The following is an 18,875-nucleotide window of genomic DNA, read 5'->3' on the forward strand; positions in this document are numbered from 1 at the left end:
CATGCCCGCGATGCGCTTGCGCCGCCAAATTTTCGCGGGCATGGCCCGCTCCTACAACAGCTGCCATCAGCCTTCTCCTTCAAACAGGTTATCCAGCGCATCCAACAGCCCATCGCTGGGCCGCGAGAAATACACCCCGGCGCTCGGCATGCCGCGTAGAAACAGGTAATAGGCACCGCCCAGCTGGTCATTGTGGAAGTCATCCAGACGCTGACGCAGGAAGCGTCGCAGGGCCACCAGATAGATCAGGTATTGCAGGTAGTAATGCTCGGCGGCCAGGGCCTGCAGCAGGCGCTCGCCGCCGTAGTAGCTGGCGTCCGGGCCGAGCCAGTTGGACTTGTAGTCGGCGATGTACCAGCGCCCGTCATGCTCGAAGGTCAGGTCGATAAAGCCCTTGAGAAAACCCTTGAGGCTGTCGAATTCCAGCCGCGCCGCCGCCTCACGCATCGGTGCCGCCAGGCCATGGGCCGGGTCGCAGAGAATCGCCCGCAGGCGCTGCACATCCAGCCCGGCCAGGGGGAAGGTAAAGCCCAGTTCGGGCAGCCGCCGCGCTGGCTCAAGACCGGCGAGGCACAGGCCATTGCCATCCAGATCGGCGTCGATCACCTGTTGCAACTGGCTCAGCGCCACGGCGCTCCAGTCGCTGCTGATGCCATGGCCGCTCAGCCCCGGCTCGATCAGTTCGGCCAGGGCGGCCTTGCCTCTGGCCCAGTCTTCGAGGATGGCATGCAGGCAGGTACCGGCCCGCGCGCCACGGGGAAAGGCGAAGAAGCCGCTGCCCGGCTCGCTGGCATCCGGCAGCACCAGGCCGTCGCGGTCCGGCGCTTCCATATGCATGCCGGCGGCTAACCCGGAGAAGCTGCCGATGCGCCAGGCGCTGTGCAGGCTGCGCTGCAGGCTGGCGAGTTGCTGCGGGGCCGGCGCGCGCTGCTCCCCGGCGGCGCTGGCCTCGGTTTCACGCAGGGGCTGGATAACCATCTGGCCCTGACTGCTGGCGATCAGCTGCTCGATTTCTGCACGTAAACCTTGGGGACTGAGGCTTTGCAGATGGCCGGCAAGCTCGGCCAGGGCATCCTCACCGGGCAACTCGCGGCCGTGCAGCAGCCAGGCCAGGGCACTGCTGTGCAGGCCACTGTCGCCGAGGGTGCCGTCTTTTCTCGGTTTGCAGTCCACCGGTCCCCAGTGCAGCCACAGACGATCACGGGCGCGAGTCAGGGCCACGTAGGTCAGGCGCAGTTTCTCGGCGAAACGCTCATGGCGGGCGCGCTCGCGGTGCGTGTCGATCTGCTCGCCGCCCAGGTCCAGCAACGGCGTGCCGTCGTCGGCGTGGCAGCTGATGTCTTCGCTCTGGCGCAGCAGCGCGCCGTCCCACAGGTAGGGGCAGAACACCAGCGGGTACTCCAGGCCCTTGGAGGTGTGGATGGTGACGATCTGCACCCGCTCGGCATCGCTTTCCAGGCGCAACAGGGCGTCCTCGCCATGGGCCTCGGCGCTGCGCTGGGCGTTGAACCAGGCGAGCAACTGTTCCAGACCGGGGCGTTGCAGGCTCTCGGTCTGCAGCAGCTCGGCCAGGTGCAGCAGGTTGGTCAACCGGCGTTCGCCATCCACCAGCGCCAGCAGTCGTGGGGCAACCTGCTGCTCATCCAGCCAGGCGCGGAAGGCGCGCATAAAGCCCTGCTGCTGCCAGAGTTGGTGATAGCGCTCGGCGTCTTCGCGCTCGCGGTCCCAGGCCTGGGCATCCTCGGCGCAGGCCGCCAGCACCTGGGCACTGCGGCCCAGCAGGCGGCTGGCCAGGGCATAGCGCAACGCGCCTTCGCGGCCGGGCTCGGCATAGGCAGCGAGCACCGCAGACAGTTCGGCGGCCTCTTCACTGTGCCAGACATTCTCCTTGCCACGACGCACGCTGGGCACGCCACGGGCAGCCAGTTCCGCAGCTACCTCGCTGGCCTGACGGTGACTGGCGACCAATACGGCAATATCGCCGCCCTTAAGCGGAGTCTGCTCACCCTGATCGTCGCTTCCTTTTTCAAAATAAGCCTGGCCCTGAGTGCTGGCGCTAAGCACCGCAGCGATACGTCGCGCGGTATCTCGCGCCACCAGGCTGCCCGCTTCACCCTTGCCCAGATGGTCGTTATCCAGCCAGACCAGCGCCAGCGGCGCGTCCACCTCGCCCTCTACCACCGGCAGCACCAACTTCGCCCGCGCCTTGTGACTGGCCCCGACCTGCTGATAGGCCAGGCCCTTCTCGGCGAAAGGCATGGGCCGGTCGAACAGCTGGTTGAGCGCGGCGATCAGCTCGGGCGTGGAGCGGTGGTTGGTGGCCAGGCTGTATTGCCGCGCCGCTTCGCTGCGCGCCTTGAGGTAGGTCGCCAGATCCGCGCCCCGGAAGGCATAGATGGCCTGCTTGGGGTCGCCGACAAAACACAGATCACCAGCCTGGCTACTGCGCGCCTCGCTGACTGCGTCAGTTCCTCGCTCAGGGCTCGCCGTACAGCCAGTACTGTCTCGCCCTTCGCTCGGAGCCTTCCTTGCCAGCAAGTCGCTCGCTACGCCAGGGTTTGAATAGATACGGTGAAACACCCGGTATTGCACCGGATCGGTGTCCTGAAACTCGTCGATCAGCGCCACCGGATACTGCGTACGCAAGGTACCAGCCAGGTGTTCGCCGCCCTCACCCTGCAACGCCTGCTGCAATTTGTTGAGCAAGTCGTCGAAGGCCAGCAGGCGCTGGGCCGCCTTGCGTGCCGGCAGTTGCTCGTTGAGCTGGCCGATCAGGCGTACCTGCAGGTCGATCAGGCGTTGCTCGGCCTCGGGCTGCGCCGCATCCAGCGCATCGCAGAGTTCCTGCAACGCGGCAGCCAGGGGATTGGCCGGGGCTTCGCAGCCCTTTTTGCTGGCCTTGTTCAGGCCTTCGCGGGCCAGGCGACGATGCGCTTCGGTCTTGCTGAACAGTGCCGCCGCATCGCTGAAATAACCATCCAGCTCAGCCTGCCAGACGCCCAGCTTGGCCGGGTTGCACATATTGCTCTTGAAGCCGTCGAAGGCCTTGAGCTGCGCCAACCAGGCGGCGCTTTCACTCAGCCAACTGTCGCGCGCCTGCTGCCAGGCGGCGCGCAGGGTGCTCATCTCGCTGCTGGCACCGGGTTGCGGCTCGATACGCAGATAAGGCTTGCCCAGGTGATTGCGCAAACGCTGGCGCAGAACCTGCGGGGTGATCTTCTGCTGCACCAGAAACGCCGCCCATTCCGGCTCGGCCGCCGCCAGCTCATGCCGCCAGAGGTCGGCGAGCAGGGCATCAATGATCTCGCGATCGTCATGGGTCAGCTCGTTGTCGAAATCACCACCGGCCTCGAACGCGGCATCCTGCAGGGCACGCTGACAGAAACCATGAATGGTGAAGATCGCCGCCTCATCGAAGCCATGCACCGCCAGCAGCAAACGCCGATGGCTGGCCGCATCCGGATACTGGGCACGCAGATCATTCAGCAACTGATCATCGCCCGGGCCGTTGTCGTACACCGCCAGCAGCTCGGCCAGGCGCTTGCGAATGCGCTCGCGCAGCTCGGCGGTGGCGGCGGTGGTAAAGGTCACCACCAGAATCTGGCTGACGCTGAGCCGCTTCTCCAGCAACAGACGGGCGTACAGCGCGGTCAGGGTCCAGGTCTTGCCGGTACCGGCGCTGGCCTCGATCAGCGAGCGGCCGCTGAAGCTGTCCTGCAGCAGGTTAAGGCTGGCGCTGCTCATGCTTCGTCCTCTTCACTGCCGTGCAGGGCATCCAGGGCCGGGCCGTAGAGCTGCTCGGCGAGGGACTCGAAACGCTCATCCAGCGCCTCGCGGTCGCGGAAAGCCAGGGCATTCCAGGGGTCCTGGCCTTCGCCTGTCATATGGTCGTTGCCTTGCCACATCAGCCGCGCTTCGCTGCGGGCGGCGTCAATCGGTTCCTTGCGCCCGGGGTTGCGCCATTTGCGGGCAAACCCGTGGCTGCATTTGGCGAACAGCGGCAGCGGCTCGCACAGCGCGCTTTTGTAGGCCTCCAGCCAGGGCAACAGCAGCCCTCGGGCATCCGCCAGCGGCCCCAGTCGCCATTCGCTTTTCGGCGAGAGCAGTCGGCTGTCGCGATTGATACCAGGCGTGGCGGCGCAGTTAAGCAGCAGATGACGCAGCCAGAACGGCGCAAGCTCCCAGGCGCCCAGATCACGCAGGCGATAGTCGAACAGGCCGGCGCTGGTCACGCCATCCAGCCAGCCATGGATGCGTACGCCGGCCAGTTCCAGGTCCACCAGCAGTGGTTGCGGCGCATCCTCCGGGCGTTCGTCGAACAGGGTCGGGGCGAAGGCGCGGATCGGCCCGCGTATCTGCCCCCAGTGCGCCTGACCCAGCTCGCCCACCGGCAGCCAGCCGGAGGCGGCGGCCACGGCGCGCTCCTGGCGCTCGCTCCAGCCCTGCTCGATGGCCTGCAGCGCCAGCTGGCGCAGGCCATGCTGGCTGGTCCACTCGACGCTGAACGGCTCGTCGCCGGCCAGGGTTTCCTCGCTCTGCGCCAGGCGCAGGCCGAGACGCTGTTCCAGCAGGTAGCGCGCCGGGTGCTTGAAGCAGTGGATCAGCTGGCTTGGCTCGATGCTGAGCGGAGCGCCGCCCGGCCCGCCCGCATCTGGCGCATCCAGAGCGCTGGCAAAGGGCGCGGGGGCTTGCACCGCCTGGCTTAAACGCTGCGCCGCGCGGAACCAGGGCGCGGCAAAGCCGGCATGGCGGTTGCCGGCGAAGTTGCCGGGGGCAAAGGGCTGCAGCGGGTGGTGATGGGTGATATGGGCGCTGGCCGGCTGCTCGGCAATGGACGCGGCGGTGAGATCGACCACATCCAGCAGCTCGCTGACCAGCACCGAGGGCGGCAGCTCGGCGTTGCTGCGCGGGTCGCGGCCGACATAGCTGAGGTACAGGCCGCCACGGGCCGAGAGCAGGGTTTCCAGCAGCAGGTAGCGGTCGTCCAGACGGCGGGCGCGGTCGCCGCGCCGGGGTTTCTGGCCGATCAGGTCGAAGCCGGCGGCCGGGGTGCGCCGTGGCAGTGCGCCGTCGTCCAGGCCGAGCAGGCAGACCAGACGAAACGGCAGGCTGCGCATCGGCACCATGGTGCAGAAGGTCACCGCACCGGTGAGGAAACCCGAGGCGGCGCTGCCCTGCTCCAGAGCGGCGGTCAGCTGCTGACGAATCAGCGCCAGTTCGATCGGCCGCTCGACCCCGGACGCATCGGCCTGCTCCTTGAGCGCGGCGCAGGCCTTGGACAGCAGCAACAGGGTGTCGCCGGCCTCGCGCTCGTCGAACAGCTGGTCGACCAACACTTGCAGGCTCTCGGCCCATTCGCGCAAAGGCCGTGGCCGTTGCAGGCTCAGCGCCAGGGTGGCCAGGCGTTCGACAAAGCCGGCCAGGCGACCGAGCAGTTGCGCACGACCGCCTTCCAGAGCATCCAGCGGCCAGCTGGCCCCCAGCAGCGGTGCGTCCAGGCCAGCAAGCTGCGGCGGCGCGGCAAAGCCCAGCAGCAGGCGATCCAGGCCCTGCCGCCAGGTAAAGGCGGCATCGGCCGGCAGGCCCAGCTGCTCGCGGTGCGCGCCATCGCGGCCCCAGCGCACCCCGGCTTCGCGCAGCCAGTCGCGCAGCAGGGGCAGATCTTCGGCTTCGATACCAGCGCGGCGGGCGATGGCCGGCTGTTCCAGCCAGGCGAGAATTTCCTCGGCGGCGAAGCGGCTGTCCGGCAGCGCCAGCAGATTGAGGAAGGCCTCGATCAGGGGAATTTCCGCGCGCAGGCTGCGATCGGCCAGGCTAAAGGGAATCCGCGGTACGCCCTCGCGGGGGGCAAACACCGCTTCGATATAGGGCGCATAACGCTCGATATCCGGGGTCAGCACCACCACCTGATCCGGGGTCAGCTGCCCGTCGGCGGCAAAGCGCGCGAGCAGCTGGTCATGCAGGATTTCCACCTCGCGCAGCGGCGAGTGGGCGATATGCAGCTCCAGCGAGCGGTCGTCCTCACGCAGCAGCAGACGCTCATCGGCCGAGCGGGTGCGCAGGCGCAGGATATCGTTCTGCAGTGCCTGCAACAGGCTGGCATCGTGCAGGTCGGCATCCTCGGAATACAGGCCGATTTCCTGGCTGCCTTCGCTGGAGGCCAGGCTGAACAGGCTGTCGAAGAAGTCGCGGCCCTGCTTGCCCAGACTGGCCAATAACGGATGGCCGACATCCAGGTACCAGTCATCCTGACTTATCTCTTGATTATCCGCTGCGCTTTGCGGCTGCCTGGCCAACTCACGGATGTCGCGAATCTCGCCCCAGGCCTCGCGGCAGGGATTAAGGGCGAAAATGATCACTTCGGTGTGCCGCGCCAGGCCTTCGAGCACGCGCATATGGTGCGGTGGCAGCGAGCTGATACCGAATACCACTACCCGCTCGGGCAAACCGGCGATGGGCTCGGGCTGATGCAGACGGGCCAGCAACTCCTCCAGCAGGCGGGCGCGGTGCGGGTGGCCGTCGCGGGTCAGCTCGCGCCAGAGCAGCGCCTGCCAGGCTTCGTCCGGGCCGAGGTCCTGCAGCTCGTTGCGCTCCCAGGCGGCCAGCCAGTCGTCGCGATACAGCAGGTATTGGTCGAATACGTCGGCGATCTTCACGGCAAGCGACAGCCTTCGCCGCTCATCACCGCCTTCCAGATAATGTGCCAGGCGCGATGCCTCGGCCAGGTTGGCCGGCTCGCACAGCCAGTCATACAGCCGCCAGCTCAGGCTGCTGGGGCTGAAGGCCGATTGCTCCGGCAGCTGACCCAGGGCCAGACGCGACATATCCCAGACGAACTTGGCCGGCAGCTGCACCTCCAGCTGCATGGCGATGCCCTGCTTGCGCGCCAGCTCCAGGGTCAGCCAGCGCCCCATGCCCTGGCTCGGCACCACCACCAGTGCCGGCGCAAAAGGCTCGCGCATCGGCGTGGCGAGCAGGCGAGTGGCCAGTGCGCCGAGGGTTTCCAGGTCGGGAGCGTGATAAAGATTGAGCATGGTCAGCATGGCGTCCTTTGCGAAGCGCTAGGTTAACCAGTCTGGCAGTGTGGCGCGACAGCCGGTGTCGCGCTTAGGGTCTGTTGCCGCTTCATCGCGAGCCGCGTTGCCGCGAATGAAACGGCAACAGGCCCTTGCTGCTAGGATTCAGTGCATACCAGCAGGAGGTGTGATGAGCGATACAGAGGAAGTCGGCGCGGTGGATGTGTTCCCTTATCTGCAGCAGCTTTACGAGCGTGGCGGCTCCGACCTGTTCTTCAGTGTCGGCGCACCGGCGCATATGAAGCTTGAGGGCATCAGCCAGGCCCTGGACCAGCGCGTGCTCAAGCAGGGCGAGGTGCAACAGCTGGCCTATCAGCTGATGAACCAGAAGCAGATCATGGAGTTCGAGCGCGACCTGGAGATGAACCTGGCGGTCAGCGTGCAGAACGCCGGGCGCTTTCGGGTCAACCTCTACTACCAGCGCGGCGAAGTGAGCATGGTGGTACGCCTGATCAAGAGCAGCATCCCCAATTTCGAGGCCCTGGGCCTGCCCCGGCTGCTGGAGAAACTCAGCATGCAGGACCGCGGCCTGATCCTGGTGGTGGGCGCAGCGGGTTCGGGCAAATCCACCACCCTGGCGGCCATGCTGGATTTTCGCAATCGCCACAAGGGCGGGCATATCGTCTGCATCGAAGACCCTATCGAGTTCCTCCACAGCCATCAGCAGTCGATCATCGACCAGCGCGAGGTGGGCCTGGATACTCACAGCTTTGCCGACGCCCTGCGCAATGTGCTGCGCGAGGCCCCGGACGTGATCATGCTCGGCGAAATCCGCGACGCGGCGACCATGCAGCACGCCCTGCACTACTCGGAAACCGGCCACCTGTGCCTGGCCACCCTGCACGCCACCAGTAGCAGCCACGCCATCGAGCGGATCGTGCGCTTTTTCCCCGACGAGGCACGCAAGCAGGTGCTGGCCGACCTGGCGCAGAACCTTCTGGCGGTGATCGGCCAGCGCCTGGTGCCGGGCCTGCAGCAGAAGCGCGTGGCCGCCATCGAGCTGATGCTCGGCACCCCCTATATCCGCGATCTGATCCAGCGCGACCAGCTCAGCGACCTGCGCGAGGCTACCGGTCGTGCCCTGGAGCAGGGCCTGCAGACCTTCGACCAGCACCTCTACCGGCTGCTGGAAAGTGGGCGGATCAGCCTGAGCGAGGCACTCAAGTTCGCCGACTCGCGCACCGACCTGAGCCTCAAGGTCAAACTGGAACGCGGCTTCAGCGCGGAAGACAACGAGCACAAGGTGATGCGCGATTTTTAGCAGGCCACTGCCGTTTCAGCGCACACCGCGCTGACAGCTCGCCGATTAGCAGCTATAGCTCAATACAAGGGCGCAGAAATATTGCCGGTGACGTCACCCGTTGCCGGCAGCCAATAATCGCCGGGCCAGGGAGGCTGCCGTTATGCTCACCCTGCTTAATCTTCTGTCTGCCGTTGCCCTGCTGATCTGGGGCACCCATATCGTCCGTAGCGGCATCCTGCGGGTGTATGGCTCGCACCTGCGCAAGGTGCTCAGCCATAACGTCAGCAAGCAGCCGCTGGCCTTTGCCGCCGGCATCGGCGTCACCGCCCTGGTGCAGAGCAGCAACGCCACCGCCCTGCTGGTCACCTCCTTCGTCGCCCAGGGCCTGATGGCGCTGGCTCCGGCCCTGGCGATCATGCTCGGCGCGGATGTCGGCACCGCACTGATGGCCCGGGTGCTGACCTTCGACCTGAGCTGGCTGAGCCCGCTGCTGATCTTCCTCGGGGTGATCTTCTTCCTCTCGCGCAAGCAGACCCGCGCCGGCCAGCTCGGCCGGGTGGCCATCGGCCTGGGCCTGATGCTGCTGGCACTGGAGCTGATCGTCGCCGCCGCCACGCCGATCACCCAGGAGCAGGGCATCCGCGTGCTGTTCGCCTCACTGACAGGCGACCTGCTGCTGGATGCCCTGGTTGGCGCGCTGTTCGCCCTGATTTCCTATTCCAGCCTGGCCGCGGTACTGCTCACCGCAACGCTCACCGGTGCCGGCTTGATCAGCCTGCCGGTGGCCATCGGTCTGGTGATCGGCGCGAATATCGGCAGCGGCGTGCTGGCCTTTCTCACCAGTAGCCTGCAAAGCCCGGCCGGCCGCCGTGTGGCCCTGGGCAGCCTGCTGTACAAGCTGATCGGCCTGCTCCTGGTAATGCCGTTCCTGGACCCACTGGCCAACTGGATGGACAGTCTGAACTGGCGGCCCGAGGGGCTGGTGATCGGCTTTCACCTGCTCTACAACAGCCTGCGCTGCCTGCTGATGCTGCCCACGGTGGAACTGATGGCGCGCTTCTGCAACTGGCTGCTGCCGGATCGTGCCGAGACCGGCGGCGTGGCCCGCCCACGGCACCTCGACCCCACCGCCCTGACCACCCCGAGCCTGGCCCTGGCCAATGCGGTGCGCGAGACGCTGCGCATCGGCGACCTGGTGGAAACCATGCTCAGCCATCTGCTGCAGGTGCTGCAGGGCAACCAGCCGGCCTTGAGCAAGGAACTGCGTCGCCTGGACGATGATGTCGATGCGCTGTACAGCGCGGTCAAGCTGTACCTGGCCCAGGTCCCGCGCGAGGTCCTGAGCGAACACGACAGCCGGCGCTGGGCCGAGATCATCGAGCTGGCGGTGAACCTGGAGCAGGCCGGCGACATTATCGAACGCATGCTCGGCAAGGTGCAGGACCAGAAGACCGCCCAGCGTCACTCTTTCTCCGACAGCGGCCTGGAGGAACTCAACAGCCTGCATGCGCAGTTGCTGGCCAACCTGCGCCTGGGGCTTACGGTGTTTCTCTCCGGCGACAAGGAAAGCGCCCGCCAGCTGCTGCGCGAGAAGCGCCGCTTCCGCGCCCAGGAACGCCGCCTGGCCCACGCCCATGTCGGCCGCCTGCACCGCCAGGTGGTGCAGAGCATCGAAACCAGCTCCCTGCACCTGGACCTGATCGGCGATATGAAACGGCTTAACTCGATGTTCTGCTCAAGCGCCTATGTGGTGCTCGAGGCCGGGGAAAGCGGAGCCCTGAACGCCGAGGAGACGGGGGGCGAGTGAGGCCCGAGCGGGCCGGGCGCGACTGCATATGCGCCTAAACAAGATATCGACCGCCAGCGCGCCCGGGGACAAAGCCCCGGAGCGCGCTGGCGCGCCACTCAGGCCTGTACGGCTTTCACCTCAGGCTCGCGTCGCCGCCGTTGCAGCCAGACCACCAGGCCAAACAGCATAAAGCCCGGAATCCACATCAGCTCCTTGGTCCAGCGATCCGTCGGGGCGCGGACGTTGAGGATTTCCTGATCGAACTCCAGACCCGCCTCGGCCGCCGGGCTGCCGAAGGTGACGCTGTCGACCAGCACCTTGCCGCCCTCTTCATAGGTCAGCAGGCCAAGCTTCTCCAGGCGCTCTTCGCCGCTGGCACCTTCCGGCACTGGCAGCAGCAGGCTGAACTCGCGGGGATCACCCACCGCATCTTCACCTTTGATGCGCAAACGCAGCTGGCTGCCATCGGCCACATCACCCAGAGCCTGGGTCAGCTGTGCCGGCGGGATGTCACGGTAAGGGTCGTGCACGATGTCCATCCAGAAACCCGGACGGAACAGGGTGAAGGCCACCAGCAACAGCAGCAGGTTCTCGTACCAGCGGCTGCGCACCAGGAAATAGCCCTGGGTACCGGCCGCGAAGATCAGCATGGCAACGGTGGCGATGGCAAAGATCAGCACACCGTGCCAGAAATCCACGTCGATCAGCAGCAGGTCGGTGTTGAAGATAAACAGGAACGGCAACACCGCCGTGCGCAGGCTGTAGTAGAACGCCTGAATCCCCGTACTGATCGGATCGCCCTTGGATACCGCCGCCGCCGCGAACGAGGCCAGGCCTACCGGCGGGGTGACGTCGGCCATGATGCCGAAGTAGAAGACGAACAGGTGCACCGCAATCAGCGGCACGATCAGGCCGTTCTGCTGACCAAGCGTGACGATCACCGGCACCAGCAGGCTGGACACCACAATGTAGTTGGCGGTGGTCGGCAGGCCCATGCCCAGTACCAGGCTGAAAATCGCCGTCAGCACCAGCATCAGCAGCAGGTTGCCCATCGACAGCAGCTCGACCAGATCGGCCAGCACCAGACCGACCCCGGTCTGCGACACCGCACCGACGATCATCCCGGCCGCCGCGGTGGCGATGCCGATGCCGATCATATTGCGTGCGCCGGCAATCAGCCCCTCACGCAGGTCGATCACACCGTCCATAAACGAGCCGTGGGCATGCGTGCCATCGGTGCGCAGCCAGCTCAACAACGGGCGCTGGGTGAGCAGGATGATCACCAGCATCACGCTGCCCCAGAAGGCCGACAGGCCTGGGGACAGACGCTCTATCATCAGGCACCAGACCAGCACCACCACCGGCAGCAGAAAGTGCAGGCCGGAGAGCAGCACGGCGCGGGTTTGCGGCAGTTTGTCGAGCGGCGCGTCCGGGTCTTCGGCAGGTAGCACCGCCACACTGGCAGCAATTTTCAGCAGGCCCAGGTAAACCAGCGCCAGCAGTGCGCCAATACCCGGCAGGGCATATTCACCCAGCGCCGGCTTGAGCCAGCCCAGGCCGTAGTACACCGCCAGCGACAGGCCGCTGATCAGCGCCGCACCAAAGGCGAAACCGGTCAGGCGGCGCAGCCAGGGCTTGGGCTGATGCCCGGGCACCGGCTGCAGGCCGAGCTTCAGCGATTCAAGATGGACGATATACAGCAGGGCGATATAGGAGATCGCCGCTGGCAGGAAGGCGTGCTTGATGATCTCGACATAGGGCATGCCGATGTATTCGACCATCAGAAAGGCGGCAGCGCCCATCACCGGCGGCATGATCTGGCCATTGACCGACGACGCCACTTCCACCGCGCCGGCCTTCTCGGCCGAGAAGCCGGTACGCTTCATCATCGGAATGGTGAAGGTGCCGGTGGTCACCACGTTGGCAATCGACGAGCCGGAAATCAGCCCGGTCAGCCCCGAGGCCACCACGGCCGCCTTGGCCGGGCCGCCGCGGAAGTGGCCGAGCATGCTGAACGCCAGCTGGATAAAGTAATGCCCTGCGCCGGCCCGTTCGAGCAATGCGCCAAACAGCACGAAGAGAAAGACGAAGCTGGTGGATACGCCGAGGGCGATGCCGAACACCCCTTCGGTGGTAATCCACTGGTGGTTGGCCATGGCGTTGAAGCTGACCCCACGGTGCGCCAGCATCCCCGGCATATAGGGCCCGGCCAGGCTGTAGATAAGAAACACCAGGGCGATGATCGCCAGCGGCGGGCCGAGGGCGCGGCGGGTGGCTTCCAGCAGCAAGGGGATGCCGATGCAGGCGGTCACCAGGTCGGCCGTGGTCAGGCTGCCCGGACGTAACGCAAGCTGCTGGTAGCAGATAAACAGGTAAGCGGCGCTGGCGGCAGCCACCAGGCCAAGGGCGATATCCATCAGGGGCACGCGGTCACGCGGCGAGCGCTTGAACGCCGGGTAGGCGAGAAAGGCCAGCAGCAGGGCAAACGCCAGGTGGATGGAGCGGGTTTCGGTGTCGTTGAGCACACCGATGCCGAAGACAAACGGCAGTGGCGAGGCGATCCACAACTGGAACAGCGACCAGAGCAGGGCCAGGCCGGCAATCGCCTGGGCCATGGGGCCCACAGGCAGGCGGGCACCGACATCCTGGGCAATCAGTTCTTCGGTGGACAGTTGCTTGTCATGCATGGGTTGAACCTGCATTCGAGAGTACGGAAAACGGCAAAACCCGCAGCCGTGCAGCTGCGGGTTTGCTTATCTGGAAACACTAGCCCGTTGCATGGGCAGTCACGTAGCCCGAATAAGCCTAGGCGCAATCCGGGTAACGCGATCCCGGCTTACGCTGGCACTTGTCCGGCTACATACGGGGCTTACATCCAGCCACGTTCCTTGTAGTAGCGCACTGCGCCTTCATGCAGCTCGGCACTGAGGCCGACCTTGATCATGTCTTCTTCCTTCAGGTCGGCAAATGCAGGGTGCAGACGCTTGAAGCGGTCGATGTTGTCGAATACCGACTTGACCAGCTGATAGACCACTTCCGGGCTGGCCGAAGCCGAGGTGGAAAGCACCGCCTTGCCGCCGATCGACGGGGTTGGCGCGTCGTTGCCCTTGTACACGCCGCCGGGGATATCGGCCTTGGTGTAGTAGCTCTTCTCAGCCAGCAGCTTGTCGATTTCCGCACCGGTCACCGGCACCAGTACCGCGTCGGTGGTGGTGGTGGCTTCCTGGATGGCACCGTTAGGGTGGCCAACGAAGTAGGTCATCGCATCGATATTGTTGTCGCCCAGGGCAGAAGCCTGCTCGGCCGGCTTCAGCTCGGCGGCCAGGGAGAAGGCGGAACGGTCCCAGCCCTTGACCTGCATGATCTCTTCCAGGGTGTCGCGCTGACCGGAACCCGGGTTGCCGATATTGACGCGCTTGCCCTTGAGGTCATCGAAGCTGGTGATCTTGGCGTCACGGCGGGCGAGGATGGTGAACACCTCACTCTGCAGCGAGAACACCGCGCGGATGTCATCCATCGCGCCTTCCTTCTCGAACGGTGCGACGCCCTTCATGGCCTTGAACTGGTGGTCCGACTGCATGATGCCGAAGTTGAATTCACCACTGCGGATGCCGTTGACGTTGGCCACACCGCCGCCGCTGGCGGGGGCGTTGCACTTGATGCCGTGGTCAGCTGCGCCACGGTTGAGGAAGCGGCAGATCGACTGCCCAGCGACGTAATAAACGCCGGTCTGACCGCCGGTGCCGATGGTCACGAATTTCTCTTCGGCCTGTGCCGCGCTGCTCAGGGTGATACCTGCGAGTGCGGCGGACAGGGCCCATGCCAGGGATTTGCCTTTCATGGGGTGTTCTCCTTTTCTGTTTGTTATCAAAACCGGTCGAACCTTGTGGGCCGCAACCGGAGGGACGAGAGTCTAACCGCTCGGTCAGAAGTTGCACGGCGTAATAGCACCGCGCTGGTTACCGAGTATTAACCGGCCGCCTGAGCGGCCTGCAGCTGTTACCGTGCATGGCCCGTTCTCGGCCCTGCTGCCGGCTTGTGCAACGTCCTGTGCAGCTAGACGTCTAAAAACTACCCTCAGGCCACAGCTTTGGGCAGAATCGGGCGATGGCAAACTCACCACTCGACTCGCAACACACCTCCGTCAGCGCCAGCATCACCCTGGCCGTACTGCATGCCGCCAGCCGCATGGGCCTGGTGCGCAGCCAGCTGATGAGCGAATGTGGCCTCAGCGACAACCAGCTCAGCGACCCCGACGCCCGCGTACCCTTCAGCACCCAGGAGCGCCTGTGGCAGGCCTTAAGCCGCATGCCCCACGGCGAACCCGGGCTGGCCCTGGGCAGCAACCTCGCCCCCGGCCCGTTCAGCGTGCTCGGATACCTGCTACAGAGTAGCCCAACCCTGGGCGATGCCCTGGCGGCCGGGCTGCGTTACCAGCGTCTGGTCGGCGAAGGCGGCGAAGTGCAACTGCGCGAACAGGGCGATGAGCTGCAGCTGCTGTATCGCCCCCTGCACCCGGACCTGCCGGCCACTCGCACCCGGGTTCTGGCTTTGATGGCCTGTTGGGTGCAAATGTTCCAACCGCTGCTCAATGAGTGGCAATTACTCCGGGCGCAGTTCGTCCACGCCCAGCCGGCGGACCTGCAGGCCTACCAAGCCGTGTTCGCCTGCCCGCTGCAATTTGCCGCCACCGATTACGGCCTGGTTTTGCCCAGATACCTGGCCGACGCCCCGCTGATCCAGGCCAACCCGCCGTTGCAGAACCTGCTGCGCCAGCATGCCGAAGCCCTGCTCGCACGCCTGCCCAGCGCCGGCCTGAGCGCCCGGGTGGTGGCCCTGCTCGGCGAACAGCTGGCCCGCGGCGAACCGGATCGTGCCGAGCTGGCGCGCCACCTGCACCTGAGCGAACGCACCCTGCAGCGACGCCTGGCGGATGAGGGCTGCAATTACCAGCAACTGCTTAACGACACCCGCCGCCAGTTAGCCGAGTACCACCTGAACAGCGGCAAACTGCCAGCCGCGGAAATAGCCCTGCTGCTGGGCTACTCCGAGCCCAGCGTATTTTTCCGCGCATTTCGTCAATGGACCGGGCTAACGCCGGGGGAATATCGCAGCCGGCAACAGCCCGACTAGGATCAGCTGCGGCTGGCCATGCCCTGAGCCTGGAGAAACGCCAGAAACGCCTCCCGCGAGCTGTAGCGCGGGCTAAAGCCGAAGTCCTGTTTCAGCCGGTTATTGCTCAGCACCGGGCGATAGCGCAGAAAATCCAGCTGTTCCGGGCCGTACTGGCTCAGCCCCAGGGGCTTGAGCAGGCTCAGGGCGGCGCGTACCAGCCAGGCCGGCAGGGCGCGGTAGGGTTTGCCGAGCAGCGCGGCGATTTCCCGCAGCGACAGTGCACCATCGCCGGCCAGGTTGAAGATCCCCTCACGGCGCTCGCGCAGGCCGCAGCAGATGATGTCGATCACGTCCTGATCCCAGATAAACACGAAGCGGCTGTCGCTGCCGCGAATGCCCAGCACCGCGGGCTTCTTGAACAGGTCGCTGATCGGGTTGTTGACCTGCTTGCCGAGGATGGTGCCCGGCCGCAGCACCAGCTGCTTGAGCTGCGGCTGGTGCAGACGCGCCTCCGCCAGCAACTGTTCGATTTCGAGCTTGTGCCGGGCATAGGCGAACTGGGCATGACCGCGCAGGGGCTGGTCTTCGTCCAGCCATTCGGCATTGCGTGGGTCATAGCCGTAGGCGGCCCCGGAACTGGTGACAGTCAGTTGCTCGACGCCCTGGGCCACGGCCGCCTGCACGATCGCCCGGGTGCCGCCGACATCGATGGCGTGCAGCTGCGTCTCGCTCATGCCCGGCGGCGGGGTGATCACCGAGGCCAGGTGGACGATGGCCTGGGGCTTGTGGCGGGCCACGCACTGCTGCACCGCCAGCGTCTGGCTGATATCCAGCAGCACCGGTTCGACATTGGCCGGCAGGGCGGCACTGGATTGGCCGCGGATATCGGCGGCGATCAGCGTCCAGTGCGGCTGCTGGATGGCCAGCTGGTTAAGCAGTTGCTGGCCGATATAGCCGGCCGCGCCGGTGATCAAGACACGCATGCAATACTCCGGGCGCTGTCCTGCGCTGGTTTGATCGTGGGTTTGTGGGGTGTCCGTGCAGCCTAGAACGACAGCTGCCAGGCGGCAGTGGCAGGCCGGGCCAGTGGCCGTGACTATTTGCGCCAAGGGGTTGGATCTTTTGCCGGTGCAGCGCGCTATGCTTTGCGCCTCATCCTATCTGCCCGTTCCAGGAGTAGCGCCATGCACCGCTGGCAAGCCGTTGACCGTACGAACGCCATGCCGAGTGCTCGCTGATGATCTGGAGAGCGCTGCTGCCAAGCCTGATCGCCCTGGTTCAGCGTCACCCCGGGCTGGTGGCGATCTTCGGTTTTGCCTCGGGACTGGCGAGTTTTCTGCTGGTCGAACGCCATGCCGAACTGGCCCAGGTGCTGGCCGCGGTGATGCTGGTCAGCTGGTTGTGGCTGATGCTGGAAAACATCCTGCGCGAGCGCATTGCCCAGTGGTTCGGTTTCGAGCTGCCGCCGCCCCTGCTGCGCTATGCGACCCAGATGATTCACCAGGAAAGTCTGTTCTTCGTCCTGCCGTTCTTCTTTATCACCACCACCTGGAACAGCGGCCAGGCCCTGTTCACCGGCCTGCTGGGGATCGCCGCGCTGCTGTCGATCATCGACCCGCTGTATTACCGCTGGCTGGCCCCCAAGCGCTGGCTGTTTCTCGCCTATCACAGCCTGGCGCTGTTCGCGGTGCTGCTCACGGCGCTGCCGATCATCTTCCAGCTGACCACCCCGCAGAGTTACCAGCTGGCGCTGGCGGCGTCGGCGGTGCTGTCGTTCCCCTCGCTGTTCGCCATCATCACCGTGCAGCGCTGGTGGCGCGGCCTGCTGCTGGTCGGCCTGACCCTGGTGCTGGCGGCGGGCGGCTGGCTGGCGCGGGTCTGGGTGCCGCCAGCGACCCTGTGGCTGACCGAGGTGGCCGTGACCATCCAGCTGGATAACAAGAACCGAGCCCCGGGGCAGAGCCTCAAGCTGATCAGCGTCGACCAGCTGCGCAGCGAGGGGCTGTATGCCTATACCGCGATCAACGCCCCGCGCGGCCTGAGCGAGCGGATCTACCACGTCTGGCGGCACAATGGCCGCGAGATCGAACGGATTGCCCTGGATATCCAGGGTGGGCGCAAGGAGGGCTATCGCGCCTGGACCCACAAGCAGAACTTCCCCGGGGAACCGGCGGGCAACTGGCAGGTGCAGGTGCTGACCGAGGCCGGGCAGATGATCGGCGTGCTGCGTTTCAAGGTGGCGGAGTAGCGGGTAGGTGGAGCACTGCAAAGTGACCGTGGGAGGCGCTTTAGCGGCGTTGGCGCGCAGCGCCCTTGATCGCGGCAGAAACCCCTCCCACCCGTGTCTCGCCTGCACCGGAGCGCGCCCCTGGCGGGGCTGCGCCGCTTAGCCGAAGAACCAGTAGCACACGCCAATAGCTGCGAGTATCCCGGCAAAGTCCGCCAGCAGCGCGCAGCCCACGGCATGGCGAGCGCGCTGGATGCCGACCGCGCCGAAATACACCGCCAGCACGTAGAAGGTGGTCTCGGTGCTGCCCTGTACCGTCGCGGCCAACAAGGCGGGGAAGCTGTCGACACCGAAGGTCTGCATGGTCTCGATCAACATGGCCCGCGCGCCGCTGCCGGAGAAGGGTTTCATCAGCGCGGTGGGCAGGGCGTCGATAAAGCGGGTGTCCCAGCCCAGCCACTGGACCAGGCTGCGCACTCCGTCCAGGCCGAAATCCAGGGCCCCGGAAGCGCGGAATACGCCAATGGCGCAGAGCATGGCCACCAGATAGGGCAGCAGGCTCTTGGCTACATCGAAGCCTTCCTTGGCCCCTTCGATAAAGCTCTCGTAGACCGGCACCCGACGCCACGCGCCGACCACGAGAAACAGCAGGATCAGGCCGAACAGGGTGAGGTTGCCGAGCAGCGAGGACAGAGCCGCCAGGGCCGTGCTCGACAGCCCCGCCAGCAACGCCATAAAGCTGCCCAGCAGCAGCGCCCCGGGAATCAGGTAGGCCAGCACCACCGGATCCCACAGACGCAGGCGCTGGACCAGGGCTACAGCCAGCAGCCCGGCCAGGGTGGAGGCGCAGGTGGCCAGCAGAATCGGCAGAAACACCAGAGTCGGATCGTCCGCGCCTTGCTGCACCCGGTACATAAAGATCGACACCGGCAGCAGGGTCAGGGATGAGGTGTTGAGCACCAGAAAGAGGATTTGCGCGTTGCTTGCCACGCTCGGGCTGGGGTTGAGTTCCTGCAGGGCGCGCATGGCCTTGAGGCCAATCGGGGTGGCGGCATTGTCCAGGCCCAGGCCGTTGGCAGCGAAGTTGAGGGTGATAAAGCCTAGCGCCGGATGGCCGCGGGGGACTTCCGGCATCAGCCGCGCAAACAGCGGGCCAAGGGCGCGGCCGAGCAGATTGACCAGGCCGGCCTTTTCAGCGATGCGCAGAAAGCCCAGCCAGAGGGTCAGGGTGCCGAACAGCACCACCATGATTTCCACTGACAGCTTGGCCATGGCGAACAGGCTTTCGACCATGGCGGCGAACACCGCCGGGTCGTCGCCCAGTAGCCAGCGCGTCAGCGCGGCGAACGCCGCGACCACGAAAAAGCCCAGCCACAAGCCGTTAAGCATGCCCCATCCCCCTTAATGCGATGGGCGCGATGATAG

General features: G+C 65.7%; 10 protein-coding genes. 4 read left to right on the forward strand and 6 right to left on the reverse strand.

Translation table 11 applies throughout. The features are described from left to right. Positions 1-66: 66 nt before the first annotated feature. Positions 67-3,744 carry a UvrD-helicase domain-containing protein gene (locus tag WMW70_RS18015; protein WP_341438838.1) on the reverse strand — a complete coding sequence of 1,226 codons (3,678 nt, stop codon included), beginning with the start codon at positions 3,742-3,744 and terminating at the stop codon, positions 67-69. Continuing rightward, complete coding sequence (gene recC, locus WMW70_RS18020; RefSeq protein ID WP_341438839.1) at positions 3,741-7,034, reverse strand: exodeoxyribonuclease V subunit gamma; 3,294 nt, start codon at positions 7,032-7,034, stop codon at positions 3,741-3,743. Before recC ends, WMW70_RS18015 begins: the two co-directional genes overlap by 4 nt. 172 nt (positions 7,035-7,206) lie before the next feature. On the opposite strand from recC, the gene WMW70_RS18025 reads away from it, so the two are divergent. Further along, positions 7,207-8,337 (forward strand): PilT/PilU family type 4a pilus ATPase, encoded by a 1,131-nt coding sequence (locus WMW70_RS18025; protein WP_341438840.1) that lies wholly within the window; start codon positions 7,207-7,209, stop codon positions 8,335-8,337. Positions 8,338-8,479: 142 nt separating this feature from the next. Beyond that, a complete protein-coding gene (locus WMW70_RS18030; protein WP_341438841.1) occupies positions 8,480-10,126 on the forward strand; it encodes a Na/Pi cotransporter family protein in 1,647 nt (548 codons plus the stop codon). Positions 10,127-10,224: 98 nt separating this feature from the next. Here the strand turns inward: WMW70_RS18030 and WMW70_RS18035 are convergent, their stop codons facing one another. Beyond that, positions 10,225-12,795 (reverse strand): TRAP transporter permease, encoded by a 2,571-nt coding sequence (locus tag WMW70_RS18035; protein ID WP_341438842.1) that lies wholly within the window; start codon positions 12,793-12,795, stop codon positions 10,225-10,227. Between the two features lie 182 nt (positions 12,796-12,977). Further along, positions 12,978-13,949, reverse strand: a complete 972-nt coding sequence (locus WMW70_RS18040; RefSeq protein WP_341438843.1) for a TAXI family TRAP transporter solute-binding subunit — start codon at positions 13,947-13,949, stop codon at positions 12,978-12,980. A gap of 266 nt (positions 13,950-14,215) precedes the next feature. Between WMW70_RS18040 and WMW70_RS18045 the strand changes: the two genes are divergently transcribed. After that, positions 14,216-15,241 (forward strand): AraC family transcriptional regulator, encoded by a 1,026-nt coding sequence (locus WMW70_RS18045; RefSeq protein WP_341438844.1) that lies wholly within the window; start codon positions 14,216-14,218, stop codon positions 15,239-15,241. Positions 15,242-15,243: 2 nt separating this feature from the next. Here WMW70_RS18045 and WMW70_RS18050 read toward each other — a convergent pair whose 3' ends face one another. Next, positions 15,244-16,206: an SDR family oxidoreductase gene (locus WMW70_RS18050; protein WP_341438845.1), complete on the reverse strand. Its 963-nt coding sequence runs from the start codon at positions 16,204-16,206 to the stop codon at positions 15,244-15,246. Positions 16,207-16,460: 254 nt separating this feature from the next. On the opposite strand from WMW70_RS18050, the gene WMW70_RS18055 reads away from it, so the two are divergent. Next, entirely contained in the window at positions 16,461-17,471 is a 1,011-nt protein-coding gene (locus WMW70_RS18055) for a DUF5924 family protein (protein WP_341438846.1), read from the forward strand. Positions 17,472-17,609: 138 nt separating this feature from the next. Here WMW70_RS18055 and WMW70_RS18060 read toward each other — a convergent pair whose 3' ends face one another. Next, positions 17,610-18,839 carry a nucleoside recognition domain-containing protein gene (locus WMW70_RS18060; protein ID WP_341438847.1) on the reverse strand — a complete coding sequence of 410 codons (1,230 nt, stop codon included), beginning with the start codon at positions 18,837-18,839 and terminating at the stop codon, positions 17,610-17,612. Positions 18,840-18,875 lie beyond the last annotated feature (36 nt).

The organism is Pseudomonas sp. XK-1 (assembly GCF_038069885.1).
Taxonomy (GTDB): Bacteria; Pseudomonadota; Gammaproteobacteria; order Pseudomonadales; family Pseudomonadaceae; genus Aquipseudomonas.